Annotated in this window: 20 protein-coding genes, 1 pseudogene and 1 riboswitch; of the genes and pseudogenes, 16 read left to right on the top strand and 5 right to left on the bottom strand. The window is 49.7% G+C overall.

From position 1 onward, the window contains the following. Positions 1-12 precede the first annotated feature (12 nt). The 5 genes from PGL02S_RS02205 to PGL02S_RS02185 are packed head-to-tail and all read left to right on the top strand — an operon-like array spanning position 13 to position 5,215. Positions 13-1,017 (top strand): ABC transporter ATP-binding protein, encoded by a 1,005-nt coding sequence (locus PGL02S_RS02205; RefSeq protein WP_006211034.1) that lies wholly within the window; start codon positions 13-15, stop codon positions 1,015-1,017. Continuing rightward, positions 1,014-2,003: an ABC transporter ATP-binding protein gene (locus PGL02S_RS02200; RefSeq protein WP_006211033.1), complete on the top strand. Its 990-nt coding sequence runs from the start codon at positions 1,014-1,016 to the stop codon at positions 2,001-2,003. Before PGL02S_RS02205 ends, PGL02S_RS02200 begins: the two co-directional genes overlap by 4 nt. Positions 2,004-2,044: 41 nt before the next feature. Next, the gene (locus PGL02S_RS02195; protein WP_036642392.1) at positions 2,045-3,505 is read left to right on the top strand and encodes a leucyl aminopeptidase family protein; all 1,461 of its coding nucleotides are present in this window, start codon (positions 2,045-2,047) and stop codon (positions 3,503-3,505) included. Positions 3,506-3,536: 31 nt separating this feature from the next. Beyond that, a complete protein-coding gene (locus PGL02S_RS02190) occupies positions 3,537-4,223 on the top strand; it encodes a copper homeostasis protein CutC (RefSeq protein WP_036642394.1) in 687 nt (228 codons plus the stop codon). A gap of 38 nt (positions 4,224-4,261) precedes the next feature. Then, complete coding sequence (locus PGL02S_RS02185; protein WP_006211030.1) at positions 4,262-5,215, top strand: ROK family protein; 954 nt, start codon at positions 4,262-4,264, stop codon at positions 5,213-5,215. Positions 5,216-5,617: 402 nt separating this feature from the next. On the opposite strand, the gene PGL02S_RS02180 is transcribed toward PGL02S_RS02185, so the two are convergent. After that, the gene (locus PGL02S_RS02180) at positions 5,618-6,145 is read right to left on the bottom strand and encodes a hypothetical protein (protein ID WP_036642396.1); all 528 of its coding nucleotides are present in this window, start codon (positions 6,143-6,145) and stop codon (positions 5,618-5,620) included. A gap of 263 nt (positions 6,146-6,408) precedes the next feature. After that, a riboswitch (cyclic di-AMP (ydaO/yuaA leader) is annotated at positions 6,409-6,542 on the top strand. Positions 6,543-6,545: 3 nt separating this feature from the next. Between PGL02S_RS02180 and PGL02S_RS02175 the strand changes: the two genes are divergently transcribed. Then, positions 6,546-7,022, top strand: a complete 477-nt coding sequence (locus PGL02S_RS02175) for a C40 family peptidase (protein WP_006211028.1) — start codon at positions 6,546-6,548, stop codon at positions 7,020-7,022. Positions 7,023-7,128: 106 nt separating this feature from the next. Here the strand turns inward: PGL02S_RS02175 and PGL02S_RS02170 are convergent, their stop codons facing one another. Then, positions 7,129-8,403, bottom strand: coding sequence for a stalk domain-containing protein (locus tag PGL02S_RS02170; protein ID WP_036642398.1), 1,275 nt, complete (start codon positions 8,401-8,403; stop codon positions 7,129-7,131). A gap of 217 nt (positions 8,404-8,620) precedes the next feature. On the opposite strand from PGL02S_RS02170, the gene PGL02S_RS02165 reads away from it, so the two are divergent. Continuing rightward, positions 8,621-9,007 (top strand): 2Fe-2S iron-sulfur cluster-binding protein, encoded by a 387-nt coding sequence (locus tag PGL02S_RS02165; RefSeq protein ID WP_051449276.1) that lies wholly within the window; start codon positions 8,621-8,623, stop codon positions 9,005-9,007. A gap of 288 nt (positions 9,008-9,295) precedes the next feature. On the opposite strand, the gene PGL02S_RS02160 is transcribed toward PGL02S_RS02165, so the two are convergent. After that, positions 9,296-10,153: an AraC family transcriptional regulator gene (locus PGL02S_RS02160; RefSeq protein WP_036642399.1), complete on the bottom strand. Its 858-nt coding sequence runs from the start codon at positions 10,151-10,153 to the stop codon at positions 9,296-9,298. A gap of 200 nt (positions 10,154-10,353) precedes the next feature. Here PGL02S_RS02160 and PGL02S_RS02155 point away from each other — a divergent pair, with 200 nt between their 5' ends. The 4 genes from PGL02S_RS02155 (at position 10,354) to fucU (ending at position 14,942) form a co-directional block, all read left to right on the top strand. Then, positions 10,354-12,147, top strand: a complete 1,794-nt coding sequence (locus PGL02S_RS02155) for an L-fucose isomerase (protein WP_036642401.1) — start codon at positions 10,354-10,356, stop codon at positions 12,145-12,147. A 26-nt stretch (positions 12,148-12,173) separates the two neighbouring features. Next, the gene (locus PGL02S_RS02150) at positions 12,174-12,833 is read left to right on the top strand and encodes a class II aldolase/adducin family protein (protein ID WP_036642403.1); all 660 of its coding nucleotides are present in this window, start codon (positions 12,174-12,176) and stop codon (positions 12,831-12,833) included. A gap of 76 nt (positions 12,834-12,909) precedes the next feature. Continuing rightward, positions 12,910-14,418: a rhamnulokinase gene (locus PGL02S_RS02145; RefSeq protein ID WP_036642495.1), complete on the top strand. Its 1,509-nt coding sequence runs from the start codon at positions 12,910-12,912 to the stop codon at positions 14,416-14,418. 95 nt (positions 14,419-14,513) lie between these two features. Then, positions 14,514-14,942, top strand: a complete 429-nt coding sequence (gene fucU / locus PGL02S_RS02140) for an L-fucose mutarotase (RefSeq protein WP_036642405.1) — start codon at positions 14,514-14,516, stop codon at positions 14,940-14,942. Between the two features lie 160 nt (positions 14,943-15,102). Here fucU and PGL02S_RS02135 read toward each other — a convergent pair. After that, positions 15,103-16,463, bottom strand: a protein-coding gene (locus tag PGL02S_RS02135; RefSeq protein ID WP_107338709.1) for an IS1182 family transposase whose coding sequence is annotated in 2 segments (ribosomal slippage) — positions 15,103-15,893 and positions 15,893-16,463 — 1,362 coding nt in all. Because the reading frame shifts where the segments join, the coding sequence is not laid out codon by codon here. A gap of 177 nt (positions 16,464-16,640) precedes the next feature. Here PGL02S_RS02135 and PGL02S_RS02130 point away from each other — a divergent pair. Together PGL02S_RS02130 and PGL02S_RS28025 are read left to right on the top strand one after the other, a co-directional pair. Continuing rightward, a pseudogene (locus PGL02S_RS02130) lies at positions 16,641-16,754 on the top strand (transposase); the annotation flags it as partial. Between the two features lie 110 nt (positions 16,755-16,864). Beyond that, positions 16,865-17,020 carry a hypothetical protein gene (locus tag PGL02S_RS28025; RefSeq protein ID WP_155984576.1) on the top strand — a complete coding sequence of 52 codons (156 nt, stop codon included), beginning with the start codon at positions 16,865-16,867 and terminating at the stop codon, positions 17,018-17,020. Here PGL02S_RS28025 and PGL02S_RS02125 read toward each other — a convergent pair. Continuing rightward, entirely contained in the window at positions 16,995-17,306 is a 312-nt protein-coding gene (locus tag PGL02S_RS02125) for a YbjQ family protein (protein ID WP_036637073.1), read from the bottom strand. The genes PGL02S_RS28025 and PGL02S_RS02125 overlap by 26 nt on opposite strands. A 957-nt stretch (positions 17,307-18,263) precedes the next feature. Here PGL02S_RS02125 and PGL02S_RS02120 point away from each other — a divergent pair. From PGL02S_RS02120 to PGL02S_RS02110, 3 genes are read left to right on the top strand one after another with little or no spacing between them, the layout of a single operon-like run. Further along, positions 18,264-18,788: a MauE/DoxX family redox-associated membrane protein gene (locus PGL02S_RS02120; RefSeq protein WP_006211018.1), complete on the top strand. Its 525-nt coding sequence runs from the start codon at positions 18,264-18,266 to the stop codon at positions 18,786-18,788. A gap of 3 nt (positions 18,789-18,791) precedes the next feature. Beyond that, positions 18,792-19,376: a hypothetical protein gene (locus PGL02S_RS02115; protein ID WP_036637082.1), complete on the top strand. Its 585-nt coding sequence runs from the start codon at positions 18,792-18,794 to the stop codon at positions 19,374-19,376. Positions 19,377-19,404: 28 nt separating this feature from the next. Next, positions 19,405-21,183 carry an ABC transporter ATP-binding protein gene (locus tag PGL02S_RS02110; protein WP_036637083.1) on the top strand — a complete coding sequence of 593 codons (1,779 nt, stop codon included), beginning with the start codon at positions 19,405-19,407 and terminating at the stop codon, positions 21,181-21,183. Positions 21,184-21,372: the final 189 nt, after the last annotated feature.

Here is a 21,372-nt window from a genome sequence, read left to right as displayed (position 1 = left end):
GGGGGATAAATCGTGGCGCAAACATTGCTTGAAGTGAAAGGTCTCAAAACCGAGTTCAAACGCGAGGGCTCATCGGTGCTCGCTGTGGCGGGAGTGGATTTTCATATTAATAAAGGCGAAGTGCTCGGGCTCGTAGGTGAATCCGGTTGCGGTAAAAGCGTGACCTCCCTGTCCATCATGAGACTTCTTAAAGATACACCCGGCAGAATCTCCGGAGGCTCCGTGAGCTTTGAAGGCAAGGATCTGGTGCAGCTGTCGGAAAAAGAAATGCGTCGTTACCGCGGTAACGAGCTGGCAATGATCTTCCAGGAGCCGATGACCTCACTCAATCCCGTGCTGCGCATTGGCAAGCAGCTGGAAGAGTCGATTATGCTCCATCTGGGCTACGGCCGCAAGAAGGCGCGTAATCATGCGATTGAGTCTCTTAAACTGGTTGGGATTCCGAGAGCCGACGAAGTCGTGGATGACTATCCGCACCAATTGTCCGGCGGCATGCGGCAGCGCGTCATGATTGCAATGGCCATGTCCTGTAATCCGAAGCTGCTCATAGCTGACGAACCAACGACAGCGCTCGATGTAACGATTCAGGCTCAAATCCTGGATCTGATGAACCGGCTGAAGAGGGAGCAGGAAATGGGAATGCTGCTCATTACACATGACCTTGGCGTCGTCGCGGAAATGTGCGATCGTGTGGTTGTCATGTATGCCGGCCGGGTGGTGGAAGAAGCAACGGTGGAGGAGCTGTTTGAGAATCCGCAACATCCGTATACCAAAGGGCTCATTCATTCCGTGCCGAAGCTGAGACAGAAGGTTCGCCGCTTGGAATCGATACCCGGGAACGTACCGGATTTGATGAATATGCCTCAAGGCTGCAAGTTTGCACCGCGCTGCCCATTCGTGATGGAGCGTTGTTTGTCACAGGAGCCTGGGCTGCTGCCCGTTGCCAATGAACCGCATCGTCAAAGTCGCTGCTGGCTGACGCAGGAAGGGCATCCGGAAGGAGGGGAAACCGCATGAAAGAAACACCTTTGTTAGAAGTCAGGAACCTGCAGAAATCATTCACCGTGAAAAAAGGATTCTTCGGTAACGCCAAGCAGCTGCGCGCCGTGGACGGAATATCCTTCGCCATTCAGAAGGGCGAAACCTTCAGTCTTGTTGGGGAGAGCGGATGCGGCAAGTCAACGACAGGCCGGCTGGTCACACGGTTGCTGACACCAAACGCAGGCGAAGTGATTTTTAACGGACAAGACATCAGCGGTTATAACGATAATCAGATGCGTCCGCTTCGTAAAGATATGCAGATGGTTTTCCAGGATCCTTACGCTTCCCTCAATCCCCGGATGAAGGTGAAAGAGCTGGTGGCAGAGCCATTGCTGATCCATACCAAGATGAGCACGAAAGAGCGGGATAAATTGGCTTGCGAGCTGCTGGAAACGGTGGGTTTGAACAGCTTCCATGCCGAACGCTTTGCCCATGAGTTCAGCGGGGGCCAGCGTCAGCGGATTGGCATTGCCAGAGCACTGTCCGTTCGTCCGAATCTGATCGTAGCAGATGAGCCTGTTTCGGCACTGGATGTATCCATCCAGTCGCAGGTGCTGAACCTGCTGCAAGATCTTCAAGAGGAGTATGGGCTAACGTACCTGTTCATCTCGCATGATCTGAGTGTTGTCGAGCATATCAGCGATCGGATCGGTGTGATGTATTTAGGGACTTTGGTGGAAACGGCGGATAAAGATACGCTGTACGATCGTCCGCTGCATCCGTATACCCAGGCGCTGTTGTCCTCGGTTCCGGTTCCGGATCCGAAGCAGAAGAAGGAACGGATTATTCTGAAGGGCGATTTGCCAAGTCCCGTGAATCCGCCAACAGGCTGCCGATTCCACACGCGCTGTCCTTCCTGCATGGAAGTGTGCAAGCAGGTAACGCCCGTATACCGTGAGGTTGAACCAGGGCATCAGGTGGCTTGTCATTTATATGATGAAGAGATCATGAAGCATGTGTAAGCAGCTTTGATATGGATGTTCGGTTGAGGAGGAGGACTCAGATGCAAATCACAATAGACGATATGCAATCGGTAGATACTTCGATTTATGCGGTTTATGAAGGGGAGGGGCCCCCTTTCCGGGTAACGGAATCCCAGAAGCAAAAATATACACTGACCTGGTTCTATGGCCGTTCTCATCATGAGACAGACGATCTCGTAGCCGGAATGGGTCCGCGCTCTGGCCTGACATTGGAGCAAGTGCGCAGAACGGGAGCATCTGCAGCGAGAGCACTGCTTAAGGAGAAAAAAGCAAGTGCGGTGCTGGTGCGCGCCTCATTCCGCGAGGGAGGGGCTTCTGCAGCAATATCGGTGAAGGAGGAGCTTCAAGCATGGATGGAAGGCTGGATGTACGGATTATATCAATTCAATAAACATCGAGGCGTTACAGCCAATCATCAAGACCTCTCCTTGAATCTCCGAGTGAAAGATTGGCAGGGGCTTACCCGTGAAGATATGGAATCCATCCTGAGGGAGGCTTCCATCCGCATAAACGGAACCCGGCTCACGCGAGATTTGGTTAACGAATCACCGGAAACGTTAAATCCGGAAGCGTTCGTTGCGGTGGTCGAGGAACGCTTCAAGAAGGCACCGGTTCAGCTTCACGTGTATCGCGGACAAGAGCTTCATGATCGGCAGATGAACGGGCTTATTGCCGTAGGCGCTGGCAGCCAATACGCCCCTGCCATGATTGAATTATCCTACAACGGAGCTTCTTCATCGGAGAAGATTCCTCATATCGTGCTCATCGGCAAAGGCGTAACCTTTGATATGGGCGGTATGAACGTCAAGATTGGCCGAGATATCAGCGATGCCCGCATGGACATGGGCGGTGCTGCTGCCGTCGTTGGTGCAATGGATATTCTGGTATCTCGCCAAGCACCTGTGCGAGTCACAGCACTGATCGCCGTGGCTGATAATTTAGCTGGACCGGATGCCATGCTTCCTTCTTCCGTTATCCATTATCCGAACGGGCTGAGTGTTCAGGTAGCCAATACGGATGGGGAAGGGAGATTGATTATTGCGGATGCTCTGCTGCATGCAGCGAATCTCGGTGCCGATAAGGTCATTGATATCGCTACCCTCACAGGCAATGTCGGCGCAGCGCTTGGCCTGGAGATTGCTGGAATCTGGGGAGACCGGGAGATTACAGCTGATTTGGTTGATATCGGGGAACGCAACGGGGAGCGTTTGTGGCCCATGCCGCTTATGGATGAGTATGCCTCGGAGCTGAGAAGCGATTATGCGGATTTAAAAAATGTCGGTACGTCTACGCTGGCTGGAGCCATAACGGCTGCGCTGTTCATCCGCCATTTTGTAGCCGAGTCCATGAAATGGGTGCATATCGATATGGCAGGCACCGTGCAGTATAAACGGGAGTTTCCCTATTCCGCTGCGGGAGCCACCGGCTATGGCGCCAGATTGTTGGCAGATTATGTGGAGAAGCAGTTTCTCAAGACATAGAGAACAGAACTTCAGATGAGGAGTGACGATGATGCTTCTAGAAATTATCGCAACTTGCGTGGATGATGCCATCACCGCAGAGCAGAATGGTGCGGACCGTCTGGAATTAATTACGGCCATAACCGAGGGCGGACTTACGCCTGGAATCGGTCTCGTTGAAGAGGTTGTGAAGGCTGTTCAAATTCCTGTCCATGTGATGGTAAGACCACACAGTCGGTCCTTTGTGTACAGCACACACGATATAGCAACCATGACGGCGGAGGTCAAGGCGATCCGCAAGGCCGGGGCAGCCGGCGTAGTGCTGGGCATGTTGACCCCGGATGGGAAGATTGACGAGGTTTCCTTGGCCAACATGCTGGAATGGACGGGCAGCATGCAAGTCACCTTCCACCGTGCTTTTGATGAGCTGGAGGATCAGTTCGAAGGTCTGCGTACGCTGCTGAAATACCCGTCCGTTACCCGTGTACTGACATCGGGAGGGCCCCAGCCAGCGCCACAAGCAATTCCGAGAATTCGGGAGCTTGTGGAACAAACCAAAGGCAGCGAGCTTAAGATATTGGCCGGCAATGGCCTGAAATGGGAAATTATTCGTGAATTTATCGATCAGACCGGTGTGAGCGAGGTGCATTTCGGCTCGGCGGTTCGATATGGTCGGTCAGGGCTGAAGCCCATTGATCCGATTGAATTGAGATCGCTGGCAGACAGCATACATCAATAGAAGTAGTAGCAAACCTATCGGAAACAGGTGAACAAAAATTGCAAACCGAATGGAATAAACAGCAAGAATTTGTGGTTGGCGTTGACCTTGGGGGTACAAAGATCGCGGCAGCGCTCTTTGATTCCGAAGGACAGCTGCTGAACCGGGAGCAGATGGAAACCGCCGGCGCACAGACGGCGGAGGAGGTGGTCGGCAGAATTACGGCCATGATCCGCAGTGTGTCGGGCGGCCATCCGCTTCGAGGGGTAGGGATGGCCTCACCAGGCACAGTGAATAGCCGAGAGGGGATTGTCATTCATGGAACGAATTTGCCGGAATGGACCAATGTCCCCCTCAAAGCCTGGATGGAGCGTGAGCTGCATACGGAAGTTCAGGTGCTGAACGACGCCAATGCAGCCGCGTGGGGGGAATATGTAAGAGGAGCCGGCAGAGGTTCAACTAACATGGTGTATGTGACGCTGAGTACAGGCATTGGTTCAGGAATCGTGCTGGACGGCAAGCTGTTTCTGGGCAGTAATTCTTTTGCAGGCGAACTCGGGCATCATATCATCGATCCGAGCGGTCCCAGATGCAATTGCGGAAGTCATGGCTGCTGGGAGGTATTTGCCTCGGGGACAGCGATCGGCCATGCAGCGTCCCAGCGGATGCTCGATCAGCCGAGCGTGATCAGAGAGCTGGCTGCAGCGGATGGGGGAGTGAATGCAAAGCACGTATTTGAAGCTAAGCGTCTTCAGGACCCTGTAGCGGTGGAGGTCATCGACCGTGCTATTTATTACATGGCACTAGGTCTGGTTAATGTCATTCACAGCTTCAACCCGGACCGCATCGTAATTGGTGGAGGTGTCAGCAGAGCAGGAGAGCTGCTGTTCCCGCAGCTGCGGGAAATGACAGATAAACTGGTCATGCCGTCCTATTTAGGCACGTACGAGATCGTTCCGGCCGGTCTGCGGGATGATGTGGGTCTGGTTGGTGCCGCAGCCTTGTTCCGGTGATGACAACTGCAATGCTTAGGTAGTGGATAGAGCAGTGGATGGAATAAAGCTTAGATAGAGATCATTTGGCAGGGAAATAGAATTGGAATTAGACGGTTCTTATAGCCAGTAGTTATAAAAAAAGCCGCCCATAGAAGGGCGGCTTTCATTATGTATCAGGGAAGCGGGAAACGGGGCGATCATTTTTTTGCTATTGGGGAGTCCGTCACATGTAATGAGTGATAAGTGTGAACCGTAAACCGTCATCCGTTTGTGCATAGGATTCGACTTTTTGGTTTTCTTATGGTTTGTTTGTATCCGACAAACAAGCGGTTGCCCGCACTTTCCCGCCCGCCGGCGGTAACCGCCGGCTCCAAACCCGCACGTTAGGAATACCTGTAGGCTTGGAGCCGGCGGCTGCCGTTACCCCATATACTTCGATGCGTCAAACGATATCATGGCGTTATGATTGGCATGTTCTATCAGTGACGAGAGTTTGGTTACCTCGCGTTCCTTCTTGCGCGCTGCCGCCTGATAAGCTTCAGGATCATACAGAGCGACGTTGAACAGCGTCGTGGCGTTGTCTCCGCTTCCCCGGCTGCTTTGACGCTCAAGCTTCTTGCGAGAGCCGAGGTGTGCAAGCTGTCCGATATCACCGCGAATGTGTTTCGCCAGCTCGATTGCTTCCATGATCGTTATGTCGGAACCATTCCAGGAGATCGTCTGCGTTGTGTTGGAGAGGGCCATCAGCAAATCCAGTTTTCTGAAATCCGCCGCCGCCGCTTCAATCTCTTCCGTAATGACATCTACACTCCGCGCGGGATACTCAGCCGTTTCTCCTTTTTCAATGATCGTACTGCTGTTATTCAGACGCTCCGACGCCAGCTGGCTCATAAGACGATGAATTGCTGCCCGTACGGCTAAAGCTTCAGCCATTGTGATTTGACTCATTCGTAATGGATCACCTCTATGATTTCTTTTCTGATATAGTTAAACGCAGGATCCTGTAAAAAGTTGCTAAACGTTTTAAGAAAATGGAGTAAGAGGAATACGCTAGAGTTACATAATTGTCATGACTATGTGAGATTGTTAACAGAAATCAAGCTGCGAAATTCGATTATTCCGACAGCGGGTAACATAAAACGATAGATTCTTAGGATATTATTGACAGCATCCTTGCTTGTATACTATATTAAGAGAAGTTACAAAATGTTAATGAATTTTTGCCGAATTTCGTTTGTGAAAACGGGGGAACCGTCTTGGGTGAATTATTCTTGTACTAAAGAGAGTATAGGGAACCTTCAACCGAACCCTTAGCTAACTCCGTAGGCATCGAAGGAGAGAACATATTTTGAAGAAATTTGTCATCACATTGCTTGGGTCTGCAATTATTTTTTCTTCAGGTGCCGTAACAGCATTTGCTGATCAACAACCGAACTTTCAGCATCAAGTGAAACAATTGGTAGGAACTCCATATAAATGGGGCGGAACGACCACCAGTGGATTTGATTGCTCAGGATTTATACTGTACATGTTTAGAAATTTTGATATAGATCTTCCACGCACATCCCAAAGCCAGGCTAAAGCCGGGGTTTATGTGGATCGCGAAGACCTGCGGGTTGGAGATCTGGTGTTCTTCAATACAAGCGGCAGCGGAATTTCGCATGCAGGAGTTTACATTGGCGAAGGTCAATTTGCGCATGCTTCCAGCAGCAAGGGTGTAAGAATCAGCAAGCTTAGCGATTCTTATTATGAGCCGCGTTATGTAACGGCGCGTCGTGTACTGAGTCAAGAAAACTATGCGAAACTGGTAGGCAGTCCAAGCTAATTGAGAGACGCAGTTTTTCGGGAAGTATAATACATATTAAGAAAGCCTGACAAAGATCCATCTTTGTCAGGCTTTCTTTTATTGAGGGATGCTAGACCTGATCACTTTATTCCTTTACAACAGAAGCATTCACAGCGCCTTCCATCTGATTATTATAAGTCCGGAATAGTCCCAGACGCCAGAAGGCAGCTCCCTTTAGATCATAGCGCTTGGCGAGACCCAGCTTATCATCTACGGAAGACGGAGTTTCACTGCTTAAGCTGATGCCGAGCAGGAGCTTTTGCTTAGGAACACCCGCTTGGAGTGCAAGCTGAATCGCCTGATCTACAAGACTGTTAGGCTCGGGTACCTGCGATTTGGTGCCGACCGGGTTATACTGATAAGCCATAATGATGAGATCATCTGCTATGGAGGCAAGAGTCTTGTAATCATAGCCTTTATAGGCACTGTTCAATGGCGGCACTGCCAATGACAGGGAGATGTCATTCGGTAAAGAAGCCTTCAGCTGTTTGACATAATTGTTAAGCAGCTTCTGCTGCTGCCCTGCATCCAATTTAAAGCCGAGCCCTTCAAAATCGAGAACAACTCCGCCGAAGCCGTTGTCCGTAACGGCTGTCGTTATGCCCTCAATCGATTTCTGCCGAAGGGTGCTGTCACTCAGAACCTTGGTCAGTTCACCATTACCATCCAAAGCATAAACCATAAGATGCGGTTTAATGTTCTGATCTGCTGCATCCGCCACAATGGATTGTGGCGTTACATCACCGGCAGATGCAGGCAAGCGGTACTCTTTACCCTCAAGCGTAAATTGACCTTCGCGGTCGATGCGGCTCCACCCGAAAGCGACTGAGTTCATGGAAGGTATTATATCGCGTTCCTGATAGGATTCTAGAGCATAGAAGGCTCTCAAATGCATCTCCCGCTGCGGAGATGTCAGGGAAACCGTACGCGTAGCCTGGTTCCAGCCCACGTCGACACCGAATTGGCTGCTGAACGAGCTGAGCGGAATCAGCACGCGCCCTTCCCGCTGTACCGGTGGTGCCGCGAGCGTAACTTTTTTCCCGTTCACGGTTGCGGTTTTACTGCCCACTTGCAGCAATACCTCCGTTGCTTGCCCCTTCAGGCTGCCGATCGCTCTCACCGTTTGCGTCTTGCTGTTCCAGGTGATCTCAATTCCGAGCGCTTCGCCAACGGTCCGGAATGGAACATAAGTGACACCGTTGTCTATCCTTGGAGCAGCATCAAATTTCAGTGGAACATCATCCAGCATGACCGCAATAGCCGGTGCTGCGGCGGCATTACTGATATTCGTGGCAGTACCCAGCAAGGATAGGGCCAGAACGGTGGCGGCCGCTGTTTTTCCTACATGTTTATGTAACATACTCCGTATTCCTCCAACTCATCATATAATAGTAGATTGGCCTTACATGGAATGGTAATCTAGCATATGCAATTATAGCAAAATTTTCATAGAGTTCCAATTACATGATGTCATAGAATAGATAAGAGCAGGCATGTTGATTTTTTAAACTTTCAAGTATAATAAATACAGGAATTCATACATAACCTGATGATTACATGCATAGGGGGACAACGGCGTGTTTAAATTCTGGAAGAATAAAAAGGGTAGTGAACGCGGAGATACATCGTTGAGTACGGAAGGAGAACCGATTGAGGCTGTACCGGATCTGATTATCGAGCTTACGGGACGAGAGATTCAGCGTAATGTGGCGCCTGTTCTTGGTATGACCGTCCTGGATCTTGCGGAGCGGAATGACGTGGATTGGAACTCCTTTTGCAAAAGAGGGACTTGCGCGCGCTGCCGCTGCATGGTGGCGGAGGGTATTCAATATTTGTCCGAGCCGAACCTTGCGGAAGAGGGGCGCCTTGATCCGGAAGAGATTGAGGAAGGCTACCGTTTGGGATGTCAGAGCCGTGTCGAAGCGGTGGGTCCCATCAAAATCAGGCATGCTCCGTACTTTTGAACGATATTATCTGGCGACTATTTTTTGAGTTGCAGATTAGAATAGCTACCTATACGCAGATTGGTGTTATACTGATCGGAATTTTCAAAGGCTTATTCCAACTTGAACGATAAGGAGGAACGGGCCTTTCTTGCATGCTTTTTTAATCGTGAAAAAATGAAGGGGGTATATCACGCAAGGGAAATCCATAACGTTACCAGAAAAATGCAAAGAACCTAGTCTAGTTGAGCACCGGACTAAGGTTCTTTAAAGACGGCTTCATATAAATAGTCCGCGCATGTAAATCCTTTATTCCAAGGCCAGCTTGTTCTGTTCCCGGAAGGAACTTGGCGTTTGACCGGTAATTTTCTTGAATAACATCGAGAAGTATTTATCGTTGCCATAGCCTACTTGGGAGGCCACCTCATGCACTGGCATTTCCGAGTCGGCAAGCAGGCGCTTGGCTTCCTCAATCCGGCGGGATATCAAGTAATTGAAGGGAGAATCGCCAAGCTCTTTTTTGAACAGATGGGATAAATAATGCTGGCTGACGTACATCGTATCCGCGATGTCCTTCAGACTGATGCTTTGGGTATAGTTGGCGTCGATGAACTGTTTGGTCCGGAGCGCGATTTCATTCTTGCCCTTCAGGGATTGGAATTGATGCTTTACATCCACGATGCGATAGATCACGGTGATCAATGACATGAGCAGGTTCGTGCTCAGCGTTTCGTAACCCAGCACCTGCGAATCACATTCGCGGATGATTTCCGAAAGATAACTTTCGACTTTATAGGCGTATTTCTCACAGGAAATAACCGGCTCGACATACGCTGGCAGCAGCATTCCTTGCTGAACGCCCTCAATGTGGAGCGAATCCACGCCGCAATAGATTACTTTAAAAGGCCCGTCCGTGATGGATCGTTCCTCATGGGGGACACCGGGGTTGTAAATCGCAACATCGCCTTTGCGGAGTTCATATACTTTTCCTGCGATGGTGAATTCCCCGCGTCCTTCAACCACATAGAGGATCTCACAGAAATCGTGAATTTGCGGCGGCCCGTAGAAAAAATTTTCGTCCACCACTTGCCCGGCAAACAGCAGCTGCGGATTTTTGATGAAGCGGAATTGATCGCTTTTGCTATGCGAGATTTCGATCTTTGGCACGGTCTCGTCCCTCCTGGAAAGCAGCATCCTGTATCCATTATAATGCATAATGCTCATCATGAGGAAATCGTTTACATGAATACTTGGAATGGTTCACTGTCTTGCTGAAATTATGGTCCGATACAACAAAATAGTGGGTTATCCTCTGCGCCGAATAAATTTACAATGAGGTCATATTCCTGATTGGGAGGCGTGGCAACATGACAATTGAAAACGATTACAGATGGCGGGACGGATTTCCGAAAATCGGCATTCGCCCTACGATAGATGGAAGACGGAGAGGGGTAAGGGAATCCCTCGAAGAACAGACGATGAACCTCGCCAAGGCCGTCGCCGAGCTGCTGTCCAGCGAGCTTAAATACCCGAATGGCGAACCGATTGAATGCGTTATTGCAGATACTTGCATCGGTGGAGCCGCTGAGGCAGCAGCTGCCGCCAAAAAATTCAAGAATGCGGAGGTCGGTCTAACAATAACCGTTACGCCTTGCTGGTGTTACGGAACCGAAACGATGGATGCGGATCCTTCACGTCCCAAGGCAGTGTGGGGCTTTAATGGAACAGGGCGTCCAGGTGCGGTTTATCTGGCTGCCGTACTGTCTGCCCATGCACAGAAGGGACTGCCGGCATTCGGTATCTACGGGGAGGACGTTCAGGACGAAGGCGATACCCGCATCCCGGACGATGTGCAGGAGAAACTTCTGCGCTTTGCCCGAAGCGGCTTGGCCGCTGCATATATGCGTGGACAATCGTATTTGTCCATGGGCTCCGTATCAATGGGCATCGCCGGCTCGATTGTGGACGACAGCTTTTTCCAGGAATATCTGGGCATGCGGAATGAATATGTGGATATGAGCGAGTTCACGCGGCGCCTAGCAGAAGGCATCTACGATCCTGAAGAATATACAAAGGCGCTTGCCTGGGTAAAGGAGAACTGTGCGGAAGGACCGGACAACAATCCGGACCATCTTCAGAACAGCCGGGAGCGGAAGGATCTGGAGTGGGAAACCGTTGTGAAAATGACGCTGATTACCCGCGACTTAATGATTGGCAATCCGCGCCTGGCTGAGCTGGGTTTCGAGGAGGAAGCGCAGGGGCACAGCGCAATCGCTTCCGGTTTTCAAGGACAACGCCAGTGGACGGATCATTCGCCGAATGGTGATTTCCTGGAGACCTTGCTGAACTCCTCCTTCGACTGGAACGGCAAACGCGCTCCTTATGTTGTCGCCACCGAGAATGACAGCTTGAATGGCGTGGGCATGCTCTTCGGGCATCTGTTAACCAACACGGCGCAGATCTTCGCGGATGTTAGAACATACTGGAGTCCGGCATCGGTTGAACGGGTCACGGGTTACAAGCTAGAAGGCAAGGCGGAGAACGGCATCTTGCATTTGATTAACTCGGGCTCGGCAGCGCTGGATGGCACGGGCGAGCAGGAGAAGGACGGCAAACCGGCCATGAAGCCGTTCTGGGAGATTACGGACGAGGAAGTGGACCGCACGCTGAGGGCAACGGAGTGGAGACCGGCTAATTTAGAGTACTTCCGGGGCGGAGGTTATTCGACCGATTATCTGACACGCGGCGGAATGCCGATGACGATGTTCCGTCTGAATTTGGTGAAGGGACTTGGCCCCGTCCTGCAAATTGCCGAGGGTTACTCGGTGGATCTGCCAGCGGAGGTGCACGATACACTCGACAAGCGTACCGACCCGACTTGGCCGACTACCTGGTTCGTGCCGAACCTCACAGGACAGGGAGCGTTCACAAGCGTGTATGAGGTTATGAATCAGTGGGGGGCTAATCACGGCGTCATCAGTTACGGTCATATCGGTGCAGATCTTATCACCCTTGCTTCCGTGCTGCGGATTCCGGTCAACATGCATAATGTGTCCGCCGAAGAGGTGTTCCGTCCGCGTGCATGGGGCATGTTCGGAACGTCTGACCCGGAAAGCGCTGATTTCCGCGCTTGTCAGAACTTCGGACCCCTATATAAATAACGGGTCATTCGAGAGGAGAAGGAATCATGCTGAACCTAGAAACGAGAAACGAGCTCTGCAAGTATGCCAAAAAAATCGTCGACAGCGGACTTGTTGTGGGTCCGGGAGGGAACATCAGCGCAAGAGCCGGGGACAAAATGTATTTGTCCCCGAGCGGCTTTGCGCTGGAGGAGATCGAGCCGGAGCAATGGATTGAGGTTGACATCCTGACGGGAGATATTACCGACATTGGCTTGAGACCCTCTTCCGAAGTATTGATGCACTTGTATGGTTATCGTAGCAACCCGGATATCGGGGCCATGGTGCATACACATCCGTCACACTGCATTGCGTTCACGCTGGTTGAGCGGGAGCTCCCAGTGATGTTCCCCGATCAAGCGGCATTGGTCGGCCGAACAGCTTATATTCCGTATATTATCCCGACAACCGACCTGCTGGCAGATGCCGTTGCAGCGAAGGTTACAACGGCCAGTTCCATTCTGCTAGGCAACCACGGCTTGGTCACCACCGGCCGGAATCTTCGGGAAGCCTATTACCGGACCCAGGTTGTGGAAGAGAGTGCCAAAATCTACTTGAGCGCGAAGGCTGCCGGCACGCTGGTGCCGCTGACGGAACAGGAAGTGGACGACATCGCTGCACTCGAAAGTGAAGATTATCGAATCCAGCTGTTGCAGAAGATGAAATAAACGATCGTGGTGTTCAGATCCATGGGTTCAAATATTCGGATGGGTACAGTACTGAAGGTGAGAAAGGATGCGGCTTATGAGCAAATCATCTGCGGTGCTTGCTTTTGATATGGGGGCGAGCAGCGGCCGGGCGCTGCTGGGAGAAATCACCTCTTCTGATCATGATTCGCCCGGAATGTTGAAGATTACCGAGATTCACCGTTTTGCCAATATCCCTGTACAGATGGGAGAGCATCTGCATTGGAATTTTCCGATGCTGCTGCAGGAAGTTAAGCATGGCATCCGCAAAGCTTTTCAAGCCGGTTATCAGCCAGTCAGCTACGCCATTGATTCATGGGGTGTCGATTATGGGCTGATTGATTACAACGGAGAGCTGATCGGAGTTCCTTACCATTATCGGGACCTAAGGACCGAGGGAATGGTGAAGGAGACTTGTGAGCAGGTTGGCAAGGAACGCCTGTTTCAAGAAAGCGGACTGCAGTTTATGCCGTTTAACACCATATTTCAATTAAATGCGATGTTGAAGTCACAATCGCCGATGCTGGATATTGCGGATAAACTCCTGCTCACCCCGGATTTGCTGAATTACTATTTGACAGGGGTACAGGCATGCGAGTTTACAATGGCGACAACCACGCAGCTGTATCATGTGACGGATGGGCAATGGAACGAGAAGCTCCTCGAGGAGCTCGGGCTTTCCCGCTCCCTGTTCATAGATCCCATTCAACCGGGGACGGTTATAGGGAAGCTGCAGGATTCCGTAGCACAAGAGCTGGGGGTTCCGGCGATAGAGGCTATTGCGGTTGCCTCGCATGATACGGAATCCGCCGTGGTCGCTGTACCGGCGAATTCGGTGCAGTTTGCTTATCTGGTATGCGGAACCTGGTCGCTTCTCGGAACGGAGCTTCCTGAGCCGCTTGTGCACATGGAGGTACTGGAAGAGGATTTCTCCAATGAAGGCGGGGCTTATGAGACCTTTCAATTGCTGAAGAACATTATGGGCCTCTGGATTTTGCAGGAATGCAAACGCCAATGGGAGATTCAGGGACTGACGTATTCATACGCAGAGCTGGTTGAATTTGCGCAAGAGGCAGAACCCTTCCAGAGTTTCATCCATCCGGATGACCTGCGCTTCATGAATCCGGCGGATATGACGGTTGAGATCCGGGAGTATTGCAAGGAGACGAGCCAGCCCGTTCCGCAGAGTACTGGCGAGTTTGTGCAGTGTATTTTGCAGAGTTTGGCATTAAGATACCGGGAAGTGCTTGAACGAATGGAGATTCTTACCGGATGCCATTATGATGGGCTGCACATGGTAGGCGGCGGCATTCAAAACGAGCTGTTATGCCGGTATACGGCTAATGCCATGGGCCGAACGGTGTGGGCTGGACCGATTGAAGCAAGTGCCATCGGGAACATGCTGGTTCAATTTGTGGCGAATGGCACTTTGCGCAATCGGGAAGAGGGAGTAGAACTCGTCAAGCGTTCTTTTCCGCTTGCCTGGTATGAACCGGCATCTGCAGAGGATTGGAACGCAGCCTTCTCTCATTACAAGTCCATAACCGCACAGCAGCAAGTGAAGTAGGCTATTGCATCGTTTCATTCATGTTAGCAACATGACGTCCCAATTGCTTGATTCGTTATTATTCTGTTACGTTGTCATAGAAGGGGGCTCGTGCCATGTTAAAAGGAATATCCAATGTGATCTCCCCGGATCTGCTGAAGATCCTCATGGAAATGGGGCACGCGGATGAAATCGTGCTCGGCGACGCCAATTTCCCGGCAGCAAGTCATGCCCGGCGGTTGGTCCGGGCAGACGGACATGGTATCCCTGCACTGCTGAGCGCCATATTGCCGCTGTTTCCTCTGGATACGTATGTTGAGTCCCCTGTTGCGCTGATGGCTGTCATGCCTGGCGATACGGTGCAGACACCGATCTGGGAGGAATACAGGGGGATCGTGAGGGAGTTTCATGCCGTGCATATGGACTTCAAGGAACTGGAGCGGTTTGCATTCTATGAACGGGCAAAAAATGCTTACGCGGTCGTCTCGACAGGCGAAAAAGCATTATATGCAAACATCATTCTGAAAAAAGGCGTTGTGATTTAATTGAGAATGCCAAACAGGATAGGGGTTAAATTCCTCTGGGTCCTATACGAAGAAAACCCTTGATGATTCAAGGGTCAGATTGTCGAGAAACCCTGTACTTTTTCAAAGGAACAGGGTTTCTCGTCTTCAAGCAGTTACTTTAAAAGGGATGGACGGAGGTTTAACCCCGTCTTTCCAGGCGATCCAAGTGGATCGCCATCTTCTTCATGTTCTGTACGGCTGCTGTCATCAGGGCTTGCTCCCTGACGTTCTGCAGTCCGCGCAAACGACAATAGCGAAACCCGTGGAGCTCTTTTGCGTCCGCGAAGCTTCGCTCAATCGTTTCTTTTCGTTTTCGGTATAAATATTTGCCGGATCGGCTCAACCTATTGCCCCGTACCCATTCTTTGCTGTCTTCCCAGACATGCCGGGTGACCACCTTTCGGTGATTGCGTGAACGAGTACATTCATTCAAGAACGGGCAGTTCTTGCAATGTTGAGGATCCGAAGCGTACTGCCGATACCCCTCACGGTTGGTCGTCTTGTATAATAACTCATGCTTCGCGGGGCATACGTAGAGATTGTGTTCTGCATCATACGTAAACTTCCATTTAGGGAATAGACCTCGAGTCGAGTGGAATCTTCGATGAGCAATGACGGCAAAAATGTTCCGGCTATGCAGCCCTTTACAAATAGGTGAAGTCAAATAACCAGAATCCAAAGCAACGGCCTCTACTTTAAAACCAAATCGTTGTTGTTGTCGATCTATTCGGGACAGATAAGGAACGGAGTCATGCACATTGCCCGGCGTAATATGGACATCCGTAATCATATTGTATTTCAGGTCTACCGTACGGTGGTCTAAATAGAAAAACCCTTCCGGCTTTCCATCACGAATCATATAACCGCTATCCGGGTCGGTTGTGCTCACTTTAACTTCCTTTTCCTCTATCACGTCCTCTCTGGGTTTTAAGGCTTTTTTCCTTGTGCTTTCCGGTCTGCCTCCACGGCTGCATTCAATTCATCTACATAATCACGGGTGTTTTGTAAAACCTGCTCTTTGGTGTACTTATGCTTATTGGCATTGGCCTTGACATGGGTAGAATCCGAAACCAAGACGCGTCCACCGACCATTCGGTGCTGAATCGCTTGAAGAACAATCTCATCAAAAATGTCTTGGAAAATACCGGTATCTTTAAAGCGAGTACGACGATTCCAGCTGATGGTGGAGTGGTCTGGGACTTTATCCGTAAGGCCAAGTCCCAGAAACCAGCGGTAAGCTAAGTTGGTCTGAATTTCACGTTCAAGCTGACGTTCCGAACGGATGCCGTAAAAATAACCGAGAAAAATCATCTTAAATAATACAACAGGGTCAATGGCTGGCCGACCATGGTCTGCACAATAAAGAGGACGAACCTTTTCGTCAATGAAGGTAAAGTCGATATACTTTTCCACTTTGCGTAGCAGATGGTCCTGAGGAACAAGCTCCTCAATTGAGACAAACTCATAAGCCTGTTGTTTTTCACGGTTTGAACGCAGCATAATTGAACACCTTCCCGATCTCATTTATTACTATAATTATACAACATTAACGCGGTGTCGTGTTGAAATAATCGAATATAAAAATAGCTGTCGAGACTTTCTCGACAGCCTGACCCTTGATGATTCAAGGGTTTTTTTATGAGTTTAGTCAGTTGAGCACGCGATAGCGTGCGAAATATGAAACCACTGTGCAAGTACCATATTGTGTTCACCCCGACGTATAGACGGAAAGAGATCTATAATCAAGTGAGAAAAGACTTGATCGAAATCTTCAAACGATTAAGCCGTTTTTCAATTGCAGCTCGACTTATAGCATCAATGTGACATTCATTCACTCCCTTCCTAGCAGGAGCGGTGGTTGCTGAAGCTTTCCTGAAGTGGTTTGAGGCGCCAGGCAAGTCATGCCCACGGTTTTTAGAGAAGACAGCGCCAGTCAGACCGTAATCGGTCTGACTGGCCGTGGCTTCATCAATCTTGCGATAAGCCGATTACTGGCTGATTTGCGCCGTTCGTCGTCTGTTACAGGACCGGCTATATCACCACTGCTGTTCCGCTGACGGCCACCATCAGCATACCCTCGCGAATGACTTCATAGTCGATGTCCACTGCTACAATGGCGTTGGCCCCCATCCGCTCAGCTTTATCTTTCATCTCGGCAAACGCTACATCTCTTGCCTCCTGCAGCTTGTTCTCGTATGCACCCGAGCGCCCGCCAACAAAATCGGTAATGGAGGCCAGAAAGTCCCTCACTACATTAGCGCCCATAATGACTTCGCCTGTCACAACGCCGATATACCTTTTAACCGGGTAACCTTCAATGGTAGATGTTGTTGTAATAATCATACGATCTTCCTTCTTTCAATTAGTTTTTTATAGCGATTACGAATAAAAATACCTTTTCCAGCGGGTGTTTTCTTCTATTACGCTGACAGAAGGGGATTGGTTGCATGAATGGGGGCAGGAAGACAATCCTACGATCGGAAATGCTTAATTTAAATTGCAAAGCAGGTGGCCTAAGAGGCCTCTGTTTCCTAATGTTTTTTGTAGGGGTTACGCAAACCAAGTCCGCATTGAAACCTTTTGTCATGTTCTTCTCGCATGGCGAAAGCTGGAATGGAGAATGGAGTATAAACGCCGTAAAAGATATGTAATTTATTGAATAAGGGGTAATATTCTATTTATTTACTATAAGATATTATCCTTGTAAGAAATGATAAATATAGTATATTAATCATATCTTGCAAGCTAGTTAGTTAGATCAAGCTCCTCTTAAACAACCTCTGGATTTATTCACTAAACTATGCGCTTTACTAGACTGAACGACTCCCTACATCAAGCGGTTTACACATCTCAACACGGCTGCCAGAGCACCTTTCACATAAATGCACATGTATTTCATGGTTTGAAAGGAGGTGAAGATTAATGTGTATTCTTCGTCACACTTCTTGTAACACAACAGAGCAATGCGGACGTGACAAATTTGGCGTTCTTCTCGAAGTATGGGATTGCGGCAATGGTTCCGAAGCAAGATATAGCTGCGGCTGCTAATTTTTGAAAACGCATGCACTCATCGTATAAACAGCGGAACTTCTTGTTCCGCTGTTTATATTTCATGCGGAATCTACTATTTCATAACACTGTTGGAGAGTGAGGTATCGATTATGATTGCTGGTCCATTGCAGTATGGAAGAGAAGCCGTGAGCAGGCATGATGAGGATTGTCCGATGTCAGCAAGAATTCAATGTCATCAAATGGGTGCCTGGTCTCCCTGGCTGTCGGGAAGGAGAATGAATCGTGTCGATGACCGCGCTTGGTCTGCTATCTCTTACCGTGATATTTGTGTTTTCGGGAGTGTCGAAACTGTTATCGTTACCGGATTTCAGGACAACGATAGAACGATTGCAGATGCCTGCAGGTCGCTCACCCATTGTACCTGTTCTCATATGCGCCGCTGAGATAGCGGCAGGGGCAGGTCTGCTGTTCTCAGGAAGCAGGATGTATGCGCAGATCGCGATTTTCATCATGCTGGCAGGGTTCGGATTCGCCGTTTATCAGGCAAAGGTTGTGCGGAAACAGGAGATTGTCTGCAGCTGCTTCGGCTCGTGGTCCAGTGAAACGCTCGGAATGAGCACGGTCGTCAAGATCGGGTTATTAGGATTGTTAAATGTGCTGCTATCGATCTTCTCTGAGTCTGTGGATTTCTGGAGCCTACCGGCACAAGAAGTGGTTCTCACCGTGCTGTCAGCCATCGGAGTTGCCGTTCTAGCCTTGGTCGTATTGAACTATTATACGCTAGCCCAATTGCACCCGAGGAGGGAGGAATAATCCATGGATTTGATTACTACCGTGCTTGTTATTCAATATGTACTCATATTCAGCTTGGCGTTCTTCGTAATTAAATTGTATCAACATGTTCGGAGTTTGAAGTCTCAGCCAGCGATAACCGATAAGGAGGAGCCGACAATGCCGAAGGAAGGGCTTGAGCTGGGGGTGGCGATTCCCCGTAAAACCTATATGAGTATGGGGGGAGAATCCGTGAATCTGTATGATGGCAAGTCCAAAATCATCTTGTTCACCATGAACAATTGCAATGCCTGCAAGGAAACCTATAGCGCCGTTAAAACATTCATTGCTTCGCATCCTGGGCTTCCCGTCACGTTATTTCTGTACGCACAGGATGCTGACGAGGCTGAAGAGATGGTCAACACCAATGAATTAGCAGATTTTCAGGTGGTATGGGCGGATCGGGCACTTATCGATTCGTATAAAGTGAACCGGTTTCCCTTTGCGTTTTACTTATCCGATGAGCAGGTTATCCTCAACAAAAGTGTCACCAATTACTTGCATCATTTTGAGCAAATGATGACACAGCTACCGCATGCAAAACCTTCAGCCTTTAACAAATCAGCTTAATCGTGAAGGAGGCTCAAGGCCATACACCATGAAATATGCAAACCTGATATTTGAGGTTATGAAGCAGGTGTACCGTGTTTCTCCACGCATGTTCTCAAGGGCCACTGTTATTTATCTGGCTGAGGCCTTCTTGCCTGTAGCACAGATCTATATTACGGCTCAAGTCATTAACGCTGTTACGGGTGTGCTGACCCGTGGTGAAACGCCTCTTAGCGCACTGTATTGGTTGGTTCTTCAGTTGACGGTCATATTGCTTGGAATCGCGCTGAGCTCCTTTCAAAAGTATACGGAACGCAAGATGAACGCGTATGTATCGTTCTGGTTTAATCTTCAAGTATCCGAAAAATTGAGCAAGCTTCCATTCTTGTTCTTTGAATCACCGGAAAGCTATGACAAGCTGCAGAGAGCGCTTCGCAATCTGAGCATATGCGGCATTAACATGGTGTTCTACATATTCTCCATCATTCAGAGTGTCATTACGCTTGCGGGATTGCTTGTGCTGCTGTTCAGCTTCCATTACATATTGCCCATCGTGATGCTGCTTCTGATTATTCCGCTGCTGGTCATCCAGAAGAAGGAGGGGGCTTCCCGCTTTATAGTCATTCATCAGCAGACTGCTTCGTCAAGGATGGCGGTGTATATGAACCAGCTGCTGCAAACCAAGGAAGCGGCGAAGGAAATTCGCTTGTTTGATGCCAAGGATTTTTTACTGAGCAGATGGAGGGACATCTATTTCAAGAACACGTATGAAATGCTGGGTGTTGAGCGGAAAAATATGAAAAATCGCCTTGTGGTGGAGTCCGCGGTTACGATATTTTCATTTAGCATTCTGGCTGTATTCATATGGCTGGGCTCCCGCGTCAAATTGACGATTGGCAGCTATGTTGCACTCTATCAAGCGGTGCAGGATACGCGTTATTCCATACAGAATATTAGTCAGAACATGGGACAGATCTACCATGACGGTCTGTTCATTCATGAATTGTTTGAGTTTCTGGATACGCCCGTACCACAGCAAAGCAAAGAACTGCCGATGGCCGGGCAGCTGTTTCAAGGCATTGAAGTGGATCGTGTTTCTTTTCGTTATCCGAGCCAGGAACGGAATATCCTTGACGATCTGTCCATTCGCATAAAGCCTGGTGAAAAGGTAGCCATCGTGGGTGAAAACGGTGCGGGTAAGAGCACCCTTGTCAAGGTTATGCTGGGGTTGTATGAGCCAACCAGCGGTGAGGTGCGTTACAATAACATCCCGATTCATGATTATGATCCCACGAGCTTCCGCAGTAAAGTGACGGCAGTGTTCCAGGATTTCTACCGATATGAATTGACCCTTGGAGCGAACATCACGCTGCAGGAGAGTGAGACGGATGATTGGAAAAGCGAGCGCCAATTGACTCATGCCATCGATAAGGCATCGATGACCTCGCTGGTCAATTCACTCCGTGATGGGGTGTCAACACAGCTGGGCACGCGTTTCTCGGGCGGGCGTGAACTGTCGCAGGGACAATGGCAGAAGGTAGCGATTGCCCGCGCATTTTACCGGGATTTCGAGGTAATCTATCTGGACGAGCCTACGGCTGCGGTAGATCCGCTCACGGAGTCTGCTATATTTGAGAACCTGATGTCCATGACGGAAGGGAAAACCGCCATCTTCATATCTCACCGGCTGGGCAGCTGCCGACAAGCGGATCGTATTCTGGTCCTTAAGGATGGAAGGATCGTTGAAGAGGGAAGGCATGAGGAGTTAATCGAGCAGGACGCGCATTATGCCGAGATGTTTAACAAACAGGCACAGTGGTACCGGTAGCACCCGGTTTCCTAACGAAAGCGAGCTGATCAAGGGTTTATTCTTGGTCGGCTTGTTTGTTGTTTGGGAACAACATCATGGGATGTACGATAGATACTATACAAGCATAAAGCATGGATCGAAAGGATTGAAATACTCCGATATTAGAGGGATTTTGCGTCCGAATCTCGAAATTAAAACGGATATGAG

The sequence above is a fragment of the Paenibacillus glucanolyticus NBRC 15330 genome, assembly GCF_004000885.1.
In the GTDB taxonomy this organism is placed as follows: domain Bacteria; phylum Bacillota; class Bacilli; order Paenibacillales; family Paenibacillaceae; genus Paenibacillus_AQ; species Paenibacillus_AQ glucanolyticus.
Note: the sequence above shows the minus strand (reverse complement) of the source record. Positions and strands in the feature narration are given on the sequence as shown.

Excerpts from the sequence above, each read along its gene's own strand:
- PGL02S_RS02200 (WP_006211033.1), top strand. The coding sequence starts at position 1,014 with ATGAAAGAAACACCTTTGTTAGAAGTCAGGAACCTGCAGAAATCATTC.
- PGL02S_RS02195 (WP_036642392.1), top strand. The coding sequence starts at position 2,045 with ATGCAAATCACAATAGACGATATGCAATCGGTAGATACTTCGATTTAT.
- PGL02S_RS02190 (WP_036642394.1), top strand. The coding sequence starts at position 3,537 with ATGCTTCTAGAAATTATCGCAACTTGCGTGGATGATGCCATCACCGCA.
- PGL02S_RS02180 (WP_036642396.1), bottom strand. The coding sequence starts at position 6,145 with ATGAGTCAAATCACAATGGCTGAAGCTTTAGCCGTACGGGCAGCAATT.
- PGL02S_RS02170 (WP_036642398.1), bottom strand. The coding sequence starts at position 8,403 with ATGTTACATAAACATGTAGGAAAAACAGCGGCCGCCACCGTTCTGGCC.
- PGL02S_RS02155 (WP_036642401.1), top strand. The coding sequence starts at position 10,354 with ATGACAATTGAAAACGATTACAGATGGCGGGACGGATTTCCGAAAATC.
- PGL02S_RS02150 (WP_036642403.1), top strand. The coding sequence starts at position 12,174 with ATGCTGAACCTAGAAACGAGAAACGAGCTCTGCAAGTATGCCAAAAAA.
- PGL02S_RS02145 (WP_036642495.1), top strand. The coding sequence starts at position 12,910 with ATGAGCAAATCATCTGCGGTGCTTGCTTTTGATATGGGGGCGAGCAGC.
- fucU (WP_036642405.1), top strand. The coding sequence starts at position 14,514 with ATGTTAAAAGGAATATCCAATGTGATCTCCCCGGATCTGCTGAAGATC.
- PGL02S_RS28025 (WP_155984576.1), top strand. The coding sequence starts at position 16,865 with ATGCCCACGGTTTTTAGAGAAGACAGCGCCAGTCAGACCGTAATCGGT.
- PGL02S_RS02125 (WP_036637073.1), bottom strand. The coding sequence starts at position 17,306 with ATGATTATTACAACAACATCTACCATTGAAGGTTACCCGGTTAAAAGG.
- PGL02S_RS02120 (WP_006211018.1), top strand. The coding sequence starts at position 18,264 with ATGACCGCGCTTGGTCTGCTATCTCTTACCGTGATATTTGTGTTTTCG.
- PGL02S_RS02115 (WP_036637082.1), top strand. The coding sequence starts at position 18,792 with ATGGATTTGATTACTACCGTGCTTGTTATTCAATATGTACTCATATTC.
- PGL02S_RS02110 (WP_036637083.1), top strand. The coding sequence starts at position 19,405 with ATGAAATATGCAAACCTGATATTTGAGGTTATGAAGCAGGTGTACCGT.